Origin of the sequence: Pelagovum pacificum (assembly GCF_016134045.1) — a bacterium.
GTDB lineage: Bacteria > Pseudomonadota > Alphaproteobacteria > Rhodobacterales > Rhodobacteraceae > Oceanicola > Oceanicola pacificus_A.
In genome coordinates this window covers 3171775-3189464 of record NZ_CP065915.1, presented here as the reverse complement: position 1 = coordinate 3189464, position 17690 = coordinate 3171775, and the positions used below count along the sequence as shown (strand labels likewise).

Here is a 17690-nt window from a genome sequence, read left to right as displayed (position 1 = left end):
CGATTGAGCTAGTGAAGCGCCTTCCGGCCTGACGACACGTTGGCCGGGACGCGCCGACGGCGTCCTTTCCCTACATTAGACCGGCCCCTCCGATGATACAGACCCTTTCCGATGCGCTCGCCGAGCGTGGTTACGACACCCTGACCCCCGTGCAGGAGGCCGTGACCGATCCGGAGCTTGCGAGCGCCGATCTGCTCGTTTCGGCACAGACCGGGTCCGGCAAGACCGTGGGCTTCGGCCTCGCCATCGGGTCGACGCTGCTTGGGGAGGCGGAGACGCTCGGTCTGGCCGAAGCGCCGCTCGCCCTCATCATCGCCCCAACGCGCGAGCTGGCCTTTCAGGTCAGCCGCGAGCTTGGCTGGCTCTATGCGAAGACCGGGGCACGCGTCGCGACCTGCGTCGGCGGCATGGACATGCGCGACGAACGGCGGGCGCTGGAGCGGGGCGCGCATATCGTCGTCGGCACGCCGGGTCGCCTGCGCGACCACATCCAGCGCGGATCGCTTGACATGACCGGCCTGCGCGCCGTGGTTCTGGACGAGGCGGACGAGATGCTCGACCTCGGCTTCCGCGAGGACCTCGAGTTCATGCTCGGCGAGGCACCCGAGGATCGGCGCACACTGATGTTCTCCGCCACCGTGCCGCCGTCGATCGCCACCCTGGCGAAGAGCTACCAGCGCGACGCCGTTCGAGTGACCACGCTGTCCGAGAAGAGCCAGCACGCCGATATCGCCTACCAGGCGATGAAGGTCGCGGACCGCGACGCCGAGAACGCAATCATCAACGTCCTGCGCTTCCACGAGGCGCAGAACGCCATCGTCTTCGCCAACACCCGCGCCACCGTGAACCGTCTCACGGCCCGGTTTGCCAACCGGGGCTTCGCCGTCGTCTGCCTGTCGGGTGAGCTCAGCCAGTCCGAACGGACGCACGCGCTTCAGGCGATGCGCGACGGTCGGGCGCGGGTCTGCGTCGCCACCGACGTCGCCGCGCGTGGCATCGACCTGCCGAACCTCGAGCTGGTGATCCACGCCGAACTGCCCACCAACGCCGAAGGCCTGTTGCACCGCTCCGGCAGGACAGGCCGGGCAGGGCGCAAGGGCATCTCCGCGCTGATCGTGCCGCCGAAGATGGTGAAGCGCGCCGAACGGCTGCTGAAGTTCGCCAAGGTCACCGCCGAATGGACGACTGCCCCCGACGCCGCCGACATCCTGCGCCGTGACGAGGAGCGTCTGCTCTCCGACCCGTCATGGAGCGACGAGGCGACGGAAGAGGAAGCAGCCTTCGCCGAGCGTCTGCTCGCCGCGCAGTCGCCGACTGCCATCGCCGCCGCCTATCTGCGCCTCTACCGGACCCGCCATTCGGCCCCGGAAGAGCTGTCCGATCCCGACGTGCGTACGCCTCCCAAAGAGCGGGTGCCCTTCGGTCCGAGTTCGTGGTTCTCGCTGTCTGTCGGTCGTGAAGAGCGGGCCGAGGCTCGTTGGCTGCTGCCGCTGCTCTGCCGCGCCGGGCGCATCGACAAGAGCGCGATCGGCGCGATCCGGGTTCAGCAGGGGGAGACGTTCGTCGAGATCGCCGAAGCCTCCGTCGAGCGTTTCACCGCCGCGCTCGGTGACGGTCAGCTTGAAGAAGGCGTGACGGCGCGCAAGCTCGACTCCGCGCCCGATTTCGCGCGCGGGCCGCAGCCCTCCGACAACCGCCCGTCCGGGCCTCGTCCCCGGCGGGAGGGCAAGCCCCATGACGGCGCGTCCGACCGTCCGCAGCGGCGAGACGACTACAAGCCCCGCAAGCCCAGGCCGGACGCTCCGCGCGACGAAGCCCCCGCCGAGGATACGGCGCCGCGCCAGAAGAAGACCTTCAAGGCGAGGCAGGACAACGACGACCGACCGCGCAAGCCGCGTTCCGACACGCCGCGCGACGATGCTCCGAAGGCCGAGGGCGCCGCGCGTCCCAAGCGGGTCTTCGGCGGAGCACCTGATCGCGATGGTAAACCGCGCAAACCGCGCTTCGACGGGCCCCGAGACGGCGCCCCGAAAGGCGACGGCACCGGACGTCCGAAGAAGAGCTTCGGTGGATCGCCGGATGCCGACGGCAAGCCGCGCAAGCCGCGTCACAAGGCGACCGGCAAACCGGGCAAGCCCGCCGGTCCGAACCGCAAGCCGGGTGGAAAACAGCCGCCGAAGCGCCGCGACCGCTAGGAGAGGCCGAACGCGAGCTGCACCTTGACGACGCGGCTCCGGTCTCCCGCCAGGGCCATCGCTTCGGCCGCGTCCGACACCGGCACGCTGTGGGTGACCACGGGGCCGAGCGTCAGGGCGCGGGTGTTGATGAGATCGACAGCCTCGCCGAACTCGACATCGAAGCGGTGCGTGCCGACCAGCCGCAACTCCTTCGCGACCAGTTGATTGACCGGGATCGGGGTCTCGCCCATCAGGCCGACCTGCACGATCGTGCCCGTCGGGCGCGTGCAGGCGATGGCGCTCCTGAGCGCGGCTTCGGAGGCCGAGCACTCGAAGGTCACGTCGAACCGCCCCTTGTCGGCTTCATAGGTCGTCAGCCCGTCCGGCCGGGTCGCGACATTGACCAGCGTCGTCGCACCGACCTTTCCGGCAACGTCGAGCGCGGCATCCTCGAGGTCGGTCACCACAACCTCCGCCGCGCCGTAGTGCCGGGCCAGCGCGGCGCAGAGCGCACCGATCGGACCCGCGCCCGTCACCAGCACGCGCCGGCCGGCGAGGTCTCCGGCCTGTCGCATGGCATGTCGGCAGACGGCCAGCGGCTCCGCCAGTGCGGCTTCGGCCATAGGAACCTCCGTTGACACCGGAAAACACTGCGCCGCCCCGACGACGAGCCGGTCACGGAAGAAACCCTGCTCATGTGGCAGGTACATCGCAGAGCCGCGGAACCGCATCGTTAGGCAATGCCGCTCGGCCCCCGCAAGGCAATAGTCGCAGCCTCCACAGGGGTTCGACGGGTTCAGCGCGACCCGGTCCCCAATGGCGAGGCCGGTCACGCCCGTGCCGAGCGCCTCGACCGTGCCGGCGGCCTCGTGGCCGAGGATGATCGGCTCGCGCACCCTGATCGCGCCGATGCCGCCGTGGCGGAAATAGTGCAGGTCGGACCCGCAAATCCCGCCCGCGCCGATCGCGACGACGACCTCTCCGGGGCCCGCCTCAGGGGCGAGGTCCGCTTCGATCCGAAGGTCTCCGGGGGCGTACAGGCGCGCGACGCGAATGCTCATGGTTGGAAACTAGTCAACATCGCCGCCCCCTGCTACCTCTCCCGGACAAGCAGGGAGGACGGAAACCGATGCAGCAGACCTGGCGATGGTTCGGGCCAAAAGACCGTGTGAGCGTCGATCACATGATGCAGGCCGGGGTCGAGGGAGTCGTATCCGCCTTGCACCATCTGCCGACGGGCGCGACCTGGTCGCCCGAAGAGATCGAGCGCCGCAAGTCCGAGATCGCGACGCGGGCCGACGGCACGCCGTCGACGCTGTCCTGGACGGTCGTCGAATCCCTGCCGGTGTCGGAGAACATCAAGAAGCAGAAGGGTGACTGGAAGGCGGACATCGCCGCCTGGAAGGAGTCCATGACCAACCTCGCCCATGCCGGGATCGAGGTGATCTGCTACAACTTCATGCCGGTGCTCGACTGGACCCGCACCGACCTCGGCTGGGAACGCCCGACCGGTGCGCGCTGCATGCGGTTCGACCTGATCGACTTCGCAGCTTTCGATATCCACATCCTCGCTCGCCCCGGCGCGGCGCAGAGCTTCCCGGACGATGTGGTCGAGGCAGCCGCCGGCCGGTTCGCCGAGATGGACGACGCGCAGAAAGAGCAGCTTTCGGGCAACGTTGTCTTCGGCCTCCCCGGCACGGCGGAGCACTTCACGCTCGACGACGTGCGCGGCCACCTCGCCGAATATGACAACATCTCCGAAGGCCAGCTTCGCGGACACCTGATCGACTTCCTGTCCGAGGTCGCGCCGCTCGCGCGGGACCTCGGGATGCGGCTCTGCTGTCACCCGGATGATCCGCCGTTCCCGCTGCTTGGCTTGCCGCGCATCATGTCGACCGGGGCCAACTACCGCGAGGTGCTGGATGCCGTCGACCTGCCGTCGAACGGGGCGACGCTCTGCACGGGGTCGCTCGGCGCGCGGCCGGACAATGATCCGGTGGAGATCTTCCGACAGCTCGCCGATCGGGTTCACTTCCTCCACCTGCGCAATGTCGCGATCGAGGGCACGGCGGTGATGAACTCCTTCTATGAAGATGAACATCTGTCCGGTCATACCGACATGGCCGGCATGGTCCGCGCGGTCGTCGCGGAGGAGGCCCGCCGCAAGGCTGAGGGCCGCGCCGACTGGTCGATCCCGTTCCGTCCGGACCACGGGCAGGACATCCTCACCGATATCGGCCACCAGACGCAGCCGGGTTACCCCGCTGTCGGACGTCTCAAAGGGCTGGCCGAACTGCGCGGCCTCTACCGCGCGTTCGAGTACCAGCGGGGCTGAACTCAGAAGATGTCGGGCTCCCCCGCCGTCCGACCGAAATCGGACTGCAGGAAGTCGAAGTCGCAGCCCTCATCGGCCTGCGTCACGTGGCGAGAGAACATGTAGCCCCAGCCGCGCTCGAACCTCGGCTCGGGCGGCTGCCACACGGCGCGGCGGGCGGCGATCTCGGCCTCGTCGACCAGCATGTCGAGCCGACGGTTCGGCAGGTCGAGCCGGATCGTGTCGCCGGTCCTGAGCAGCGCGAGCGGTCCGCCGACGAAGCTCTCCGGCGCGACGTGCAGCACGCAGGCTCCGTAAGAGGTGCCCGACATCCGCGCGTCCGAGATCCGCAACATATCGCGGTGACCCTGACGGATCAGCGCCTTGGGGATGGGCAACATGCCCCACTCGGGAAATCCCGGCCCGCCGAGCGGCCCGGCATTGCGCAGCACCATCACGTGGTCAGGTGTGATGTCGAGTGTCTCATCCTCCACCGCCTGTTTCATCTCGGGGTAGGAGTCGAAGACCAGCGCCGGCCCTTCATGGACGTGGAAGCGCGGATCGCAGGCGGCGGGCTTCATCACCGCGCCCTGCGGGCAAAGGTTGCCGCGCAGCACGGCGAGCGAGCCCTCGTGGTAGACCGGGTTCGACAGCGGGCGGATCACGTCGTCGTTGAAGACTTCCGCGCCCTGAAGGTTCTCACCGAGTGTGCGTCCAGTCACCGTCAGGCAGGAGATGTCGAGCCGGTCCTCCATCTGCTTCATCAGCGCGCGCAGGCCACCGGCGTAGAAGAAGTCCTCCATCAGGTAGTCCTTGCCCGAGGGCCGGACGTTGGCGATCAGCGGAGTCGTCCGGCCGAGCGCGTCGAGTTCGTCCAGCGTCATCGGCACGCCCGCCCGCCGGGCCATTGCGATCAGGTGAACCACGGCGTTGGTCGAACATCCCGTGGCCATCGCCACGATCGCCGCGTTCCGGCAGGACCCGGGGGTGATGATGCGATCCGGAGTCAGCTCCTCGTTCACCATTTCCACGATCCGCCGTCCGCAGGCCGACGACATCCGCTGATGCCCGGAGTCGACCGCCGGAATGGACGAGGCGCCCGGCAGCGTCAGACCCATCGCATCGGCGATCGCCGTCATGGTGGAGGCGGTGCCCATCGTCATGCAGGTCCCCGCTGACCGCGCGATGCCGCCCTGCAATCCCAGCCATTCGTCGTCGGTGATGTTGCCCGCGCGCCGCTCGTCCCAGTACTTCCACGCGTCCGACCCGCTGCCGAGGATACGGCCCGCGTAATGTCCCCGCAGCATCGGACCGGCGGGCAGGTAGATCATCGGCACGCCTGCGCTGATCGCCCCCATCACCAGACCCGGTGTGGTCTTGTCGCAGCCGCCCATGAGCACGACACCGTCGAGCGGGTGGGAGCGGATCGTCTCCTCCGTCTCCATCGCCAGCATGTTGCGGTAGAGCATCGAGGTCGGCTTGGTGAAGCTCTCGTCGACCGACAGCGACGGCAGCTCCACCGCGAAACCGCCGGCCTGCGCGACCCCGCGCTTCACGTCGAAGGCGCGTTCGCGGAAATGCCCGTGACAACTGTTCAGTTCCGACCAGGTGTTCAGGATCCCGATGACCGGCTTGTCGCGGAACTCTTCCTCCGCGTAGCCAAGTTGCATCAGCCGGCTGCGATGGCCGAAGGATCGCAGGTCATCGGGGGCGAACCAACGCGCGGAGCGTAGGGTCTTGGGGTCCTTTCCCATGATCGCCCTCCTCCCCGGCGCCTTGGGTGTGGGTCGGGTTCGCTACTCGCCGTAGGGCACCCAGACCGTCTTCACCTCGGTCGCGGCGTCGAGGAAGACCGCGCCTTCGCCCTCTGCCGTCGTCCAGTCGCGGGCCTTGCCGTGGTTGACCCAGGTCCGCTTCAGGTTGCCGGCGGCGCGTTTCTCGATCCCGCCCGACAGGTCACTGGAGGAGAAGCTCCACACCGCGTCCACGTCGAGGTGATCGGCCAGCGTCGGCGCGAGCTCTTCGTGCGAGCCGGTCACGATGTTCACCACGCCCCCCGGCACGTCCGACGTCTCGAGCAGCTGGTAGAAGTCGGTGGCGGCGAGCGGGAACGGCTCCGAGGCGACGAGCGTCACCCGGTTGCCCATCGCGATCGCCGGCGCCATGACGGACACCAGTCCGAGAAGCGGCGCCTCGTCGGGGCAGAGCACGCCGATCTTGCCGACCGGCTCTTTCAGGGCGAGTGCCATGCCCCTGATCGGAACGCCCTTGGCGACTCCATCGTACTTGTCGGCCCAGGCCGCATAGGTGAACAGCCGCCGGATCGACAGGTCGACCTCCTTCGCACCGCCCTTGCCGCACATCGCGTCGATGCGGGCCGCGAACTCCTCGCCCCGGGCGAACAGGTTCTCGGCGAGGTAATAGAGAATCTGCGCGCGCAGATGCCCGGTGGTCTTCGACCAGCCCGCCGCCGCGTTCATCGCTTCGACCGCGTTGCGTATGTCCTTGCGGTTCGCCGCGCCGACATGGCCGAGCAGCTTGCCCTTCGGCCCGTGGATCGCGGTCGAATAACCGCCGTCGGGCCGCGCCTGCTTGCCGCCGATATAGAGCTTCGCCGTCCGGTCGAGCGGATCGGTCGGAGCCGGGTCCCCTTCGAATGCAGCCACTCGCTTCAGCGCCGTGGTGGAGCCTTTGGGACGGGTGTAGGCCGACAGCCCCTCCCATCCGCCTTCGCGACCGAAGCCCGACTCCCGCACGCCGCCGAAGGGCGCCGCGGCATCGAACATGTTGGTGCCGTTCACCCAGACCACACCTGCCGTCAGGCGCGGCGCGATGCCGAGCGCCAGGTTCACGTTCTCCGACCAGAGCGTCGCGGCGAGCCCATAGCGCGTGTTGTTGGCAAGCTGCACTGCCTCATCCGGAGTCCGGAACGTCGTCGCGACGAGGACGGGGCCGAAGATCTCTTCCTGCATCAGCCGCGCGGAAGAAGAGAGGCCGGTAATCAGCGTCGGCGGATAGAAGCAGCCGCTCGCTGGTACGGCCCCGGCGGCGCGGTAGGTCTCGCCTTCGGTGTTGCCATCGACCAGACGTGTGATCGTGTCGAGCTGCACCAGGTCGACGATGGCGCCGACATCGATGCACTTGTCGAGCGGATCGCCGATGCGCAGTTTGTCCATCCGTTCGCGCAGGCGGGCGTAGAACGCCTCGGCGATGCCCTCCTGCACCAGCAGCCGCGAGCCGGCGCAGCAGACCTGACCGCCGTTGAACCAGATCGCGTCGACCAGCCCCTCGATCGCGCTGTCGATATCGGCGTCGTCGAAGACGATGTAAGGGCTCTTGCCGCCGAGCTCGAGCGTCAGGGACTTGCCGGTGCCTGCCGTCGCCTCGCGGATACGGCGGCCCACGGCGGTGGAGCCGGTGAAGGCCACCTTGTCGACCTCGGCGTTGACCAGCATCTCGCCCACGTCGCCGTCGCCGGTGACGATGTTGACGACGCCCTTCGGCACGCCGGCCTGTCGGCAGATGTCGGCGAACAGCAGCGCGGTGAGAGATGTGTACTCCGCCGGTTTCAGGACCACGGTGTTCCCGGCGGCGAGCGCCGGCGCGATCTTCCACGACAGCATCAGCAGCGGGAAATTCCACGGCACGATCTGTCCGCAAACGCCGATCGCTTCGCGGTCGGGCTGCTCGGCCTCCATCAGCTGGGCATAGCCCGCGTGATGGTAGAAGTGCCGGATGGCCAGCGGCACGTCGATGTCCCGGCTTTCACGGATCGGCTTGCCGTTGTCGAGCGTCTCGAGCACCGCGAACAGGCGGGAGTGCTTCTGCAGCAGCCGCGCGATGGCGTAGAGTACGCGGGCCCGCGCGTGACCGTCCTTCGCCCAGGCTGGCTGCGCCTTGCGGGCGGCCTTCACGGCGGCGTCGATATCCGACTGCGTTGCCTGCGTGACATGCGCCAGCACGTTGCCGGTGGCCGGGTTCTTCGACTCGAAGGTCTTGCCGGGTTTAGTGAAGGCGCCGTCGATGAAACAGCCGAACCGGTCGCCCATGTCGACGAGCCAGGCGAGCGCTTCGGACGCGCTCTCGGGGGCGGGGCCGTAGTCCATCGTCTCGAAGATTTCCTTGACGGTCATGGTCTTACCTCTTCGGGTCAGGCGAGCGCATGGCGCCAGCTTGCGGAATAGGACCCGGTGACGAAATGCTCGAGCTGCCGCTCGATGTCGCCGAGCAGCGACGAGGCGCCGAACCGGAACATGTCGGGCTGCAGCCAGCGGTCGCCGAGCTCTTCCTTCATCAGCGACAGGTAGACCAGCGCGTCCTTCGCCTTCGAGATCCCGCCGGCGGGCTTGTAGCCGACGTTGAAGCCGGTGCGCTCGCGGTAAGCGCGGATCGCGCGGATCATCGTCAGCGAGACGGGCAGGGTGGCGTTCACGCTCTCCTTGCCGGTCGAGGTCTTGATGAAGTCGGCGCCCGCCATCATGCAGACCAGCGATGCCCGCGCGACATTGCGCAACGTTCCGAGTTCGCCGGTCGCGAGGATCGCCTTCACGTGGGCCTCACCGCAGGCGGCGCGCATCTCGGCCATCTCGTCGTAGAGCGCCTGCCAGTTGCCCTGCAGCACGTGGCGCCGGGTGATGACGATGTCGATCTCGGCGGCCCCCGCGGCGACGCTCTCGCCGATCTCCGCGATCCGCAGGCGGAAAGGCGACAGGCCGGCGGGGAAGCCGGTCGAGACTGCAGCGACCGGAATGCCGGAGCCCGACAGCGCCTCGACGGCGGTCGGCACCATGTCGTGATAGACGCAGACCGCGCCGGTGGTGAGGTCGGGCAGGCCGAGCTGCTCGAGGATGGCTGGCGAAACCGGCTGTTTCGCCTTCGCACAAAGACGGCGGACCCGCCCCTCGGTATCGTCGCCGGCCAGCGTCGTCAGGTCGATCAGCGTGATCGCCTTCGCCAGCCACGCGGCCTGATATTCCTTCTTCACGGACCGGCGGCCGGGCAGGGTGGCGGCGCGGCGCTCGATCGCGGAGGTGTTGGCCTGCACCGACCGGACCCAGTCGAGGTCCAGTGGCATCCCCTCGTTCCGGGGTTCGTGCAGGGACGGCAGCTGCGACGTCGCCACGTCCTGCGGGCTTTCGATACTATCCAAGAGTGACCTCCAGAAATCGCACCAACGGTCGCACGGAGCCCGTTGCTTGGCAAGGAACGACGCTCCGTCAGCCCGGCTGGACGAGGTCTCTCTGGTGGGCCTTGCGGTAGCGCTGCGGGGTCATGCCGTGGTGCGCCCGGAACAGCTTGTGGAAGTGGCTGAGGTTCGGGATGCCGCAGTCCGCCGCGATCTCGGCGAGGCTGTCGGACGTGCTGGTCAGGCGCCGCGCCGCATAAGCCATGCGGTTGGAATTGACGATTTCCGACGGGCTCTTGCCGAGGTAGCGCCGTGCCGTCCGGCTGACGTGAGGGTGCGCACGGCCGGCCGCGCGGGCAAAACCGGCGGCGCCTTCGCGGAACACCTTCGGGTCCTCCGACGCCGCGCAGGCAATCGCCAGCCAGTCGGGCGCATCGGGCGGAAGCTGGTTGGTGCCGTCGCGCAGCGTGGCGAGGAACGGCAGAAGGAAGGCCTCCGCCTCGTGCGCGTCGCGCCGGCTTCGGTCCAGCCGCAACGCGGCCTGGTTCAGCGCGGCGAGCTGGCGCATGTCGCGGTGCACCATCGCCGGCTCGCGGGAGGTCGCCCAGAAGTAGCGCGCCTCCAGGCCGGGGTGACGCAGGATGATCCCGTCGATCAACGCTGGGTCGAGGACCAGCATGACGGCCAGTGTCTCGTCCGCGCGGGCCTGCAGCGCATGGGCATCCGACTGGCGCAGGAAGACGACGTCGCCCTCGACCATGTCGAGTCGGGTCTCTTCGAGATAGAGCCGCATTCGGCCGTTCTGAAGCCACAGGAGTATCGGAAAATCACGCTCGATCAGTCCCTTGGGGCGGCGTGGATCTATCGACGCCCGCGCAAGGTGAAAGGCCTCGCCGGATTTGAGAAAGTCCGATACTCGCAACTGGGAGTTCATGAAACTAGACGTTGATTGCTTGTGCACTGACCGCTGCGCACGCCGACAGTATCATGTAATATGACACTGCACGGCAAGCCTGCGTCGGATGAAAAGCCCGATGAGCGGAAATTTGTGCGAAATCTGCACGAGTGGCGCCGCTGTTTCTGCACGGTCCTGAGGCAGTTTCGGCATCGAACAGCCGCGTTGCGGCAGACCGTATGACCTGCGCGCCCGACGACGCCGACCTGAACCGGTGGCCCGCGACGAGAGGAGAGAGCAAGATGAGCCAGACCATTCTCATCGTCGATGACGACCCCAATATCCGGGACGTTCTGTCCATCGCCTTGCGTCAGGCGGGGTTCACCACGGTGGAGGCCGCCGACGGCGAGGCCGCTCTGCGCGCCGTCGCAGAGGAAGGGCCTGACCTCGTCGTGCTCGACATCGGACTGCCCGAGAAGGATGGCCTCGAAGTCTGCCGCGACCTGCGGCGCGACAGTGACGTGCCGGTCCTGTTCCTGACCGCGCGGTCGGACGAGATCGACAGGGTCCTCGGCCTCGAGATGGGTGGCGACGACTACGTCTCCAAACCGTTTTCTCCGCGAGAGCTCGTCGCGCGGGTCAAGGCGATCCTCAAGCGGAGTGGTGGCGCGCTGCCCGACCACGAGCTGCTGAAACGCGGCCTGCTGGAAGTCGACGAGACGCGCCACCTGACGCGCGTCGCCGGCCAGCCGGTGCAGCTGACCTCGCGCGAGATGGACATCCTGGTGAAGCTGATGGCCAAACCCGACCACGTCGTCGCCCGCCCGCGCCTCGTCGACTCCGTCTACGGCCTGAATGTCGTGGTCAGTGACCGCACGATGGACAGCCACCTGCGCAATCTCCGGGCAAAGCTGGCCGAAGCCGGGATCGAGGATGCCATCGAGACCGTTCACGGTGTCGGCGTCCGGATGGGGCCATGCAGGGGCGCCTGACCAACAAATGGCGTCCGAAGCTGGGCCTCGTCCTCGGCGGCACCCTTGGGGCCGTTCTGTGCCTGCCGCTTGCAGGGATCGTCGCGGTGCGCAGCCTGTCGCCCGCGCTCGACTACAATCAGTCGGTGATCCTCGTCGGAATGATCGTACTGGCGGCGACCGTCGTGCTCGGCTGGCTGCTCTGGCGGTTGCTCTACGGGCCGATCCGCGCCCTCGCCAACCGCGCCGCGATGGCGAAATCGAGCGATATCGCCGCCTTCGATCCGGTGCGGCACTACGGAACGTCGGAAATGCGTGATTTGGGGCAGGCGATGCTCGACATGGGCAAGGTGTTGCAGGGGAGGGAGGCCGTGCTGCGCTCCTACGCCGATCACGTGACGCACGAATTGAAGTCGCCGCTGACCGTCCTGCGCGGTGCGGCGGAGTTGCTGGACAGCGACGACCTCACGGAGGGCGAGCGCAAGCGGCTCGTCGAACGTATCCGCGGCGCGACCGACCGCATGACTCAGCTCCTCGACGCGCAGCGCGCACTGGCACGCGCCCAGGAGCCCTATGCGGAGGGCGAGACACGGCTCGGCGAGCTGCTGACGGAGATGTCCGCCGATATCGGAGAAATCCGCCTGTCACTCGTCTCCGACGGGATGGTGCCGCTTGCGGCGGATGGTCTGCACATGGTGCTCGGGCACCTGATCGAAAACGCGCGCGCGCACGGCGCGGGCGAGGTCCGGTTCTACGCTGCGCCCGGCCGGTTGACGGTGACGGATGACGGGCCCGGCGTGTCGCGCGGAAACCGGGAGCGGGTCTTCGATCCGTTTTTCACCACCCGCCGCGACGACGGAGGTACCGGTATGGGGTTGCCGATCGTGAAGCGCATGCTGGAGGCGCACGGCGCAACGATCCGGCTTGGTCCCAACGATCCGGGTGCGAGCTTCGTGATCGACTTCTGAAAGTCAGATGATCGCGCGTTCGAGCGTCGGCGCGCCGCCGAACAGCCGCTCGATCCCGAGCGGTGTCAGGTCGAGCGACGTGTATTGTCCGTCGCGGATCAGCTCCGCGATGCCCCGTCCGACACCGGCGGCCTGCTGCAACCCGTGACCGGAAAATCCGTTTGTAAACAGGAAGTTCGGCAACTCCGGATGCGGTCCGAGGATCGCGTTCTGGTCGAACGTGTTGTAGGCGTAATGCCCGACCCAGCTTCGCATCAGGCGCACTCGCTCGAAGGCGGGTATGCGAGTTGCTATCGCGGGCCAGACCTTTTCCTCCCAAAGCGTGTGATCTTCGACGAAATCATCCGGCGCGACCGGACCATCCTCGAACGGCGGACAACCGGCGAGGTAATAGCGCCCCTCCGACCGGACATGCACGCCCGACGGGTCGATCGTCAGCGGCAGTGGCCGGTCAAGCGGCTCCGCCGCATCGAAGACGAAGGAATAGCGCTTGCGCGGTTCGACCGGCAGATCGAGCCCGGCCATCCGCGCGGTGAGCGCCGCACGCGGCCCGCTCGCGTTCACCACGATCCCGGCTGAAATATCCTGCCCCGACGCCAGCCGGACGCCGGTTGCCCGGCCTTCGGCGACATCGATGCCGACCACCTCGTCCGCCACGTAGGTGACGCCCGCGTGGCGTGCCTTGCGCCGGAACCAGTCGAACAGCGTCGCGCCGTCGAAGTAGCCCTCGTCCCGGCTACCGAATGAGGCGAGGCGCACGTCATCCGTCACCATGAAGGGGAAGCGTTCGGCAACCTCGTCCCGCTCCAGCAGGACGGTCCCTGCGCCGAGACTCGTCTGCAATTTCTGATCCCGCCGAAGCACATCGGCGAACCCCTCGTCGGCCGCCAGGTAGAGGTAACCGAAGTCGTGCAGCGCGATCTCCGGCGCCTCATCGTCCGCCATCCATCCCTTGAGATCGCGCATGAAGTCGAGCGTGAAGCGGCTCAGCCGGATGTTCACCTCCGACCCGAACTGCTGACGGATGCAGCTGTTGGTGTGCGTGGTCGACGCCCACTCGTAGCTCGGGTTACGCTCGACCACGACGATGCGACCGTCGAAATCCCGGCTCAGCCACCAGGCGATCGACGAGCCGATCATCGCGCCGCCGATGATCACGACATCCGCAACGTCCGTCATGGGTCAGTCCGCGTCGGCAGGAACCAGGTCGAGCTCTCCCGTGTGCGACAGGTAGCAATGACCGTTCGCCGGAAGCTCCAGCGCAGTGCCCGACAGCGATGCGTTCGCCGGGCCGACAATCTCCGCGCCGCCGCTGATCGTCATCGAGACGGGGTCGGGCGAGAGGTTGAAGACGCAGGTCAGCGCATCGTCCCCGGCTGTGCGGCGGAAGGCGAGGATCGGCTCCTCGGTCTTGAGGAACGTCGACTTTCCGACGGTCAGGCAGGGCGTCGCGTGCCGGAAGGCCAGCGTTTCCTTGTAGGCCTGCAGCACGCTGTCGTTCTGCCGCGCCTGGAGGTCGACCGACCGCGCGGCCTGCGGCGCCTTGACGGGCAGCCAGGGCTTTCCGTCCGTGAAGCCGGCGTTCGGCGCCTCTGCCTCCCAGACCATCGGCGTTCGGCAGCCGTCGCGCCCCTTCACCTCGGGCCAGAAGCGGAGCGCAGGCGGGTCAGTCAGTTCCTCGTAGACGAGTTCCGTCTCGGTCTGGCCGAGTTCCTCACCCTGGTAGATGCCGATCGTGCCCTCGAAAGACGCGAGCATCGCGATCGCCTGCTTGGCCAGCGTGTCGCCATCGTTGGCGTGCTTGTTCCAGCGGGTCACGTGGCGCGGCACATCGTGGTTCGAGAAGGACCATTTCGGGTGCCCGTCGGGCGCACCGCTCTGGAACCCCTCGATCACCTTGCGGAAATGCTCGGCAGAGAAGGCCGGGCCCAGCATCGCAAAGGAATAGCACATGTGCAGACGATGTTCGCCGCGGGTATATTCCGCCATGACTTCGACCGAACGGTCTCCGTCCTCGCCCACTTCGCCGACCATCATGATGTCGTCGTACTCGTCCGTTAGCTTGCGCAGCCTTTCGAGGAAGGCGATGTTTTCGGGCCGCGTCTTGTCGTAGAGGTGCTTCTGCATCCCGTAGACGTCGGTCGCCATTTCCCAACCGCCGCCGTCGGCCGGCGGATTCGAGCGCAGCTTCTGGTCATGGAAATAGTAGTTCACGGTGTCGAGCCGGAACCCGTCGAGCCCCCGGTCGAGCCAGAAGCGCATCGTTTCCAGCAGCGCATCCTGCACCGCCTTGCAGTGGAAATTGAGATCCGGCTGCGAGATCAGGAAGTTGTGTAGGTAGTATTGCTTGCGCCTCGGCTCGAACTCCCAGGCGGACCCGCCGAAGACGCTGGCCCAGTTGTTGGGCGGCGAGCCGTCGGGGTTGGGGTCGGCCCAGACGTACCAATCCGCCTTGTCGTTGCTGCGGCTGGCGCGGCTTTCCTCGAACCACGGATGCTTGTCCGACGTGTGGCTCAGCACCTGGTCGACGATCACCTTGAGGCCGAGTTCGTGTGCGCGCGCGATGAGTTCTTCGAACTCTTCGATCGTGCCGAACAGCGGATCGACATCGGTGTAATCGCTGACGTCGTAGCCCATGTCGTCCATCGGCGAGGTAAAGATCGGAGAGAGCCAGATCGCCGTCGCGCCGAGGTCCGCGACATGAGGCAGCCGCCGCGTGATGCCCTTCAGATCGCCGATCCCGTCACCGTCCTCGTCCTGGAAGCTGCGGGGGTAGATCTGGTAGATCACTGCGTCGCGCCACCACTCTCTCATCATGTATCCCTTCGGGTCTTGCCTGTTTCGCGACGGGCCGGCGCCGTTCGAGCCCCTCCCGCCTCCCGCGTCGCGACTGGTCGCATGTCGCGGGCACCCCACGACCTAAGAAGGTTCGGATGGGTGTTGCAAGGACCATCGGTGTTCGGCCGTCATGCGCTCTGCAGATTGGCGCCTTTCCATTCTGGTCGTGCTGAAAGCCACAGCTCCAGCTCCTCCAGCGGCATGGGGCGGGCAAAGAAGAACCCCTGAACCCCGGCACAGCCGGCGGCCTCTAGCACTTGGCGTTCCGCTTCGCACTGCACACCCTCGCACAGCACCTCGATGCCGAGCCCTTGGCACAGACCGATGATCGACGTCGTGATGATCCGCAGTTCGTCGTCCCGGTCGATGCCATCGACCAGGCTTCGGTCGATCTTCACCCTGTCCACGCGGAAACGGCGGAGGTTGCCGATGGCCGCGTGCCCGGTGCCGAAATCGTCGAGCTCGACGGAAAATCCGCTGTCCGAGAGCCGATGCACGTTCTCGACCACGTTCGCGGCGCGATCGTCCAGCAAGGTGCTCTCGAGGATCTCGATCACGATATTGCCGGGTGAGAGGTCGTGACATTGCAGATGCCAGTTCATCGTTTCCAGCAGGCGCGGGTCGCTCAGCCGCGACGTGGACAGGTTGATGCTGACCCGGACGTCGGGCCCGTTGATCGTGGCGAGCCGCCCCGCCGCCGCACAACTCAACCGCAAGACCTCTGAATCGAGGGCCTCCATCAGGTTCGCTTCCCGTGCCGCGTCGAGGAACTGATCCGGGCCGATCAAGCCGCGTTGGGGATGTTGCCAGCGGATCAGCGCTTCGAACCCCGTAACGCGGGCACCGCTGATCTCAAGCTGTGGCTGAAGCCAGATGCAGAACTGCCCATTCTCGAGACCTTCGACGATCTCATGCGAGATCTCGGCGCTGATCCGGGCGGCATCCCGCATCTCCGGCCGAAAGAAGACGTGCCTGCCTCGTCCCGATTCCTTGGAGAATTTCAGTGCGATATCGGCATCCTGGAGGGCGCGCTCACCTGAACCGATGAAATCCGGCACCCAGATCGAAATGCCGATGCTTGCGCCGACATGACAGACCTTGTCGCTGTAGGGGATCGGCGCGGACAGCGCGTGGACAAGCCGCCGCGCGAATTCCGACAATTCACTGATGATGCCGACGTCGCGACAGACAAGCACGAATTCGTCGCCGCCGACCCGCGCGCAGAAGTCGCCGTCCCGCGTAAGCCGCTGCAGGATAGAGGAGCATGCCGACAGCACGTGATCCCCTGCGTCGTGACCGAGCATGTCATTGACGGATTTGAATTTATCCAGATCGATGTGCATGACCGCAAGACGCTCGTCCTCAGGCCCGTGCAGTTCGATTTCGTTCATCGCTTCGGTCAGGCCGCGCCGGTTCAGCAGACCGGTCAGCGGATCGGATTGCGCCGCCATCAGCAGCTCCTGCTCCTTCACCTTGAGCGGAGTGATGTCGATGCCCAGCCCCACCCGGCCGCCGTCGGGAGTGCGACGTTCGACAAGCCTGATCCATCGCCCGCCTTCAACCTGAAGCTCCATGTCGTTTTCACCGGAATCGTGCGAAGCGTTGCGGCGGGCCAGCCACTCTTCTTCCCGGCCGATGGCTTGCGGGAATTGTCCGGCCTCCAGGCCGCGCCGGTGGATTTCCTCGAACGACATGCCTGCCCGCAAGTCTTGGACGGCGTTAGAGAAAAACTCCCGGTATCTTTCGTTGCACATGACAAGCCGGTCGTTCCCGTCGAACAGCACGAACCCGTCCGGCAGCGCCCCCATCGCCACTTGCAGCTGGGTTCGCGCGACCTTCGCGGCCTCCATCGCGCTGTGCGTGCCGGACGGATCGGACAGGAGTACGAGCACGGCAGGTCGAGCCCCCGGAGACCATGCGAAATTCAATTCGGTCGACCGTGATCGGCCGTCTGGCAAGCGCAACTCTGTATACAGATAAGTGTCGGTCTGCCTGCCATGCTCGATCTCACCGATCAGATCGAAGACTGCTCTTCGATCCAACGCCGGTGCGACATTGAAGAGCGTGCGAGTCACCCCGGCACTGAGGTCGATCCCCAGTCGCTGACGCACGCCGTCGCTTGCGAAGCTGATCGCCAATGTTTCGGGCTCCAGCGTGAGCACCTCGAGCGATGATCGCCGCACCAGCCTGCCGAATTGCAGGTCTGCGCGGTCCCCGCCGCTGAGATACCCTCGCTGTCTCGTCATCGCTTCGTGCCATTCCTGGTTCACGAAACGAATAACGGTCCGCCCTTAATCGAGCATGAAGCCGGGCCGGGCGAAGCCACTCAAATGCTTGGCATTTTAGCGACTTTCCTTCCGTTTGCCCAATCGCGGCCACGTCGATTCACGCTTCATTAGGCG

The 17690-nt window shown here is 66.7% G+C and carries 12 protein-coding genes; 4 read left to right on the top strand and 8 right to left on the bottom strand.

The features are described 5' to 3' along the window. The first annotated feature begins 92 nt into the window (after positions 1-92). Positions 93-2195 carry a DEAD/DEAH box helicase gene (locus tag I8N54_RS15555; protein ID WP_140196136.1) on the top strand — a complete coding sequence of 701 codons (2103 nt, stop codon included), beginning with the start codon at positions 93-95 and terminating at the stop codon, positions 2193-2195. On the opposite strand, the gene I8N54_RS15550 is transcribed toward I8N54_RS15555, so the two are convergent. Then, positions 2192-3238 (bottom strand): L-idonate 5-dehydrogenase, encoded by a 1047-nt coding sequence (locus I8N54_RS15550; protein ID WP_140196134.1) that lies wholly within the window; start codon positions 3236-3238, stop codon positions 2192-2194. The two genes, I8N54_RS15555 and I8N54_RS15550, sit on opposite strands and share 4 nt — an antisense overlap. A gap of 68 nt (positions 3239-3306) precedes the next feature. Here I8N54_RS15550 and uxuA point away from each other — a divergent pair, with 68 nt between their 5' ends. Next, on the top strand, positions 3307-4512 hold the full coding sequence (uxuA, locus tag I8N54_RS15545) for a mannonate dehydratase (protein WP_140196132.1): 1206 nt from the start codon (positions 3307-3309) through the stop codon (positions 4510-4512). A gap of 2 nt (positions 4513-4514) precedes the next feature. On the opposite strand, the gene araD is transcribed toward uxuA, so the two are convergent. From araD to I8N54_RS15525, 4 genes are all read right to left on the bottom strand, one after another. Beyond that, complete coding sequence (gene araD / locus I8N54_RS15540) at positions 4515-6245, bottom strand: L-arabinonate dehydratase (RefSeq protein ID WP_140196130.1); 1731 nt, start codon at positions 6243-6245, stop codon at positions 4515-4517. 42 nt (positions 6246-6287) lie between these two features. Further along, a complete protein-coding gene (locus tag I8N54_RS15535) occupies positions 6288-8624 on the bottom strand; it encodes an aldehyde dehydrogenase family protein (protein WP_140196128.1) in 2337 nt (778 codons plus the stop codon). Positions 8625-8641: 17 nt separating this feature from the next. Then, on the bottom strand, positions 8642-9640 hold the full coding sequence (gene deoC / locus I8N54_RS15530) for a deoxyribose-phosphate aldolase (protein ID WP_231592695.1): 999 nt from the start codon (positions 9638-9640) through the stop codon (positions 8642-8644). 67 nt (positions 9641-9707) lie between these two features. Further along, positions 9708-10409 (bottom strand): helix-turn-helix transcriptional regulator, encoded by a 702-nt coding sequence (locus I8N54_RS15525; protein WP_231592694.1) that lies wholly within the window; start codon positions 10407-10409, stop codon positions 9708-9710. A 404-nt stretch (positions 10410-10813) separates the two neighbouring features. Between I8N54_RS15525 and I8N54_RS15520 the strand changes: the two genes are divergently transcribed. Both I8N54_RS15520 and I8N54_RS15515 read left to right on the top strand, forming a co-directional pair. Then, positions 10814-11503 carry a response regulator transcription factor gene (locus I8N54_RS15520; RefSeq protein ID WP_140196124.1) on the top strand — a complete coding sequence of 230 codons (690 nt, stop codon included), beginning with the start codon at positions 10814-10816 and terminating at the stop codon, positions 11501-11503. Then, positions 11488-12450, top strand: a complete 963-nt coding sequence (locus tag I8N54_RS15515; protein WP_140196122.1) for a sensor histidine kinase — start codon at positions 11488-11490, stop codon at positions 12448-12450. Before I8N54_RS15520 ends, I8N54_RS15515 begins: the two co-directional genes overlap by 16 nt. Positions 12451-12453: 3 nt before the next feature. On the opposite strand, the gene I8N54_RS15510 is transcribed toward I8N54_RS15515, so the two are convergent. The 3 genes from I8N54_RS15510 to I8N54_RS15500 all read right to left on the bottom strand — a co-directional run bounded on the left by I8N54_RS15510 (position 12454) and on the right by I8N54_RS15500 (position 17558). Beyond that, the gene (locus tag I8N54_RS15510; protein ID WP_140196121.1) at positions 12454-13629 is read right to left on the bottom strand and encodes an NAD(P)/FAD-dependent oxidoreductase; all 1176 of its coding nucleotides are present in this window, start codon (positions 13627-13629) and stop codon (positions 12454-12456) included. Positions 13630-13632: 3 nt separating this feature from the next. Next, complete coding sequence (locus I8N54_RS15505; protein ID WP_140196888.1) at positions 13633-15264, bottom strand: alpha-glucosidase; 1632 nt, start codon at positions 15262-15264, stop codon at positions 13633-13635. Between the two features lie 152 nt (positions 15265-15416). Next, a complete protein-coding gene (locus I8N54_RS15500; protein WP_140196119.1) occupies positions 15417-17558 on the bottom strand; it encodes a putative bifunctional diguanylate cyclase/phosphodiesterase in 2142 nt (713 codons plus the stop codon). Positions 17559-17690 lie beyond the last annotated feature (132 nt).

Excerpts from the sequence above, each read along its gene's own strand:
- I8N54_RS15510 (WP_140196121.1), bottom strand. The coding sequence starts at position 13,629 with ATGACGGACGTTGCGGATGTCGTGATCATCGGCGGCGCGATGATCGGC.
- I8N54_RS15505 (WP_140196888.1), bottom strand. The coding sequence starts at position 15,264 with ATGAGAGAGTGGTGGCGCGACGCAGTGATCTACCAGATCTACCCCCGC.
- araD (WP_140196130.1), bottom strand. The coding sequence starts at position 6,245 with ATGGGAAAGGACCCCAAGACCCTACGCTCCGCGCGTTGGTTCGCCCCC.
- I8N54_RS15550 (WP_140196134.1), bottom strand. The coding sequence starts at position 3,238 with ATGAGCATTCGCGTCGCGCGCCTGTACGCCCCCGGAGACCTTCGGATC.
- I8N54_RS15515 (WP_140196122.1), top strand. The coding sequence starts at position 11,488 with ATGCAGGGGCGCCTGACCAACAAATGGCGTCCGAAGCTGGGCCTCGTC.
- I8N54_RS15525 (WP_231592694.1), bottom strand. The coding sequence starts at position 10,409 with ATGCGGCTCTATCTCGAAGAGACCCGACTCGACATGGTCGAGGGCGAC.
- I8N54_RS15535 (WP_140196128.1), bottom strand. The coding sequence starts at position 8,624 with ATGACCGTCAAGGAAATCTTCGAGACGATGGACTACGGCCCCGCCCCC.
- I8N54_RS15555 (WP_140196136.1), top strand. The coding sequence starts at position 93 with ATGATACAGACCCTTTCCGATGCGCTCGCCGAGCGTGGTTACGACACC.
- I8N54_RS15520 (WP_140196124.1), top strand. The coding sequence starts at position 10,814 with ATGAGCCAGACCATTCTCATCGTCGATGACGACCCCAATATCCGGGAC.
- uxuA (WP_140196132.1), top strand. The coding sequence starts at position 3,307 with ATGCAGCAGACCTGGCGATGGTTCGGGCCAAAAGACCGTGTGAGCGTC.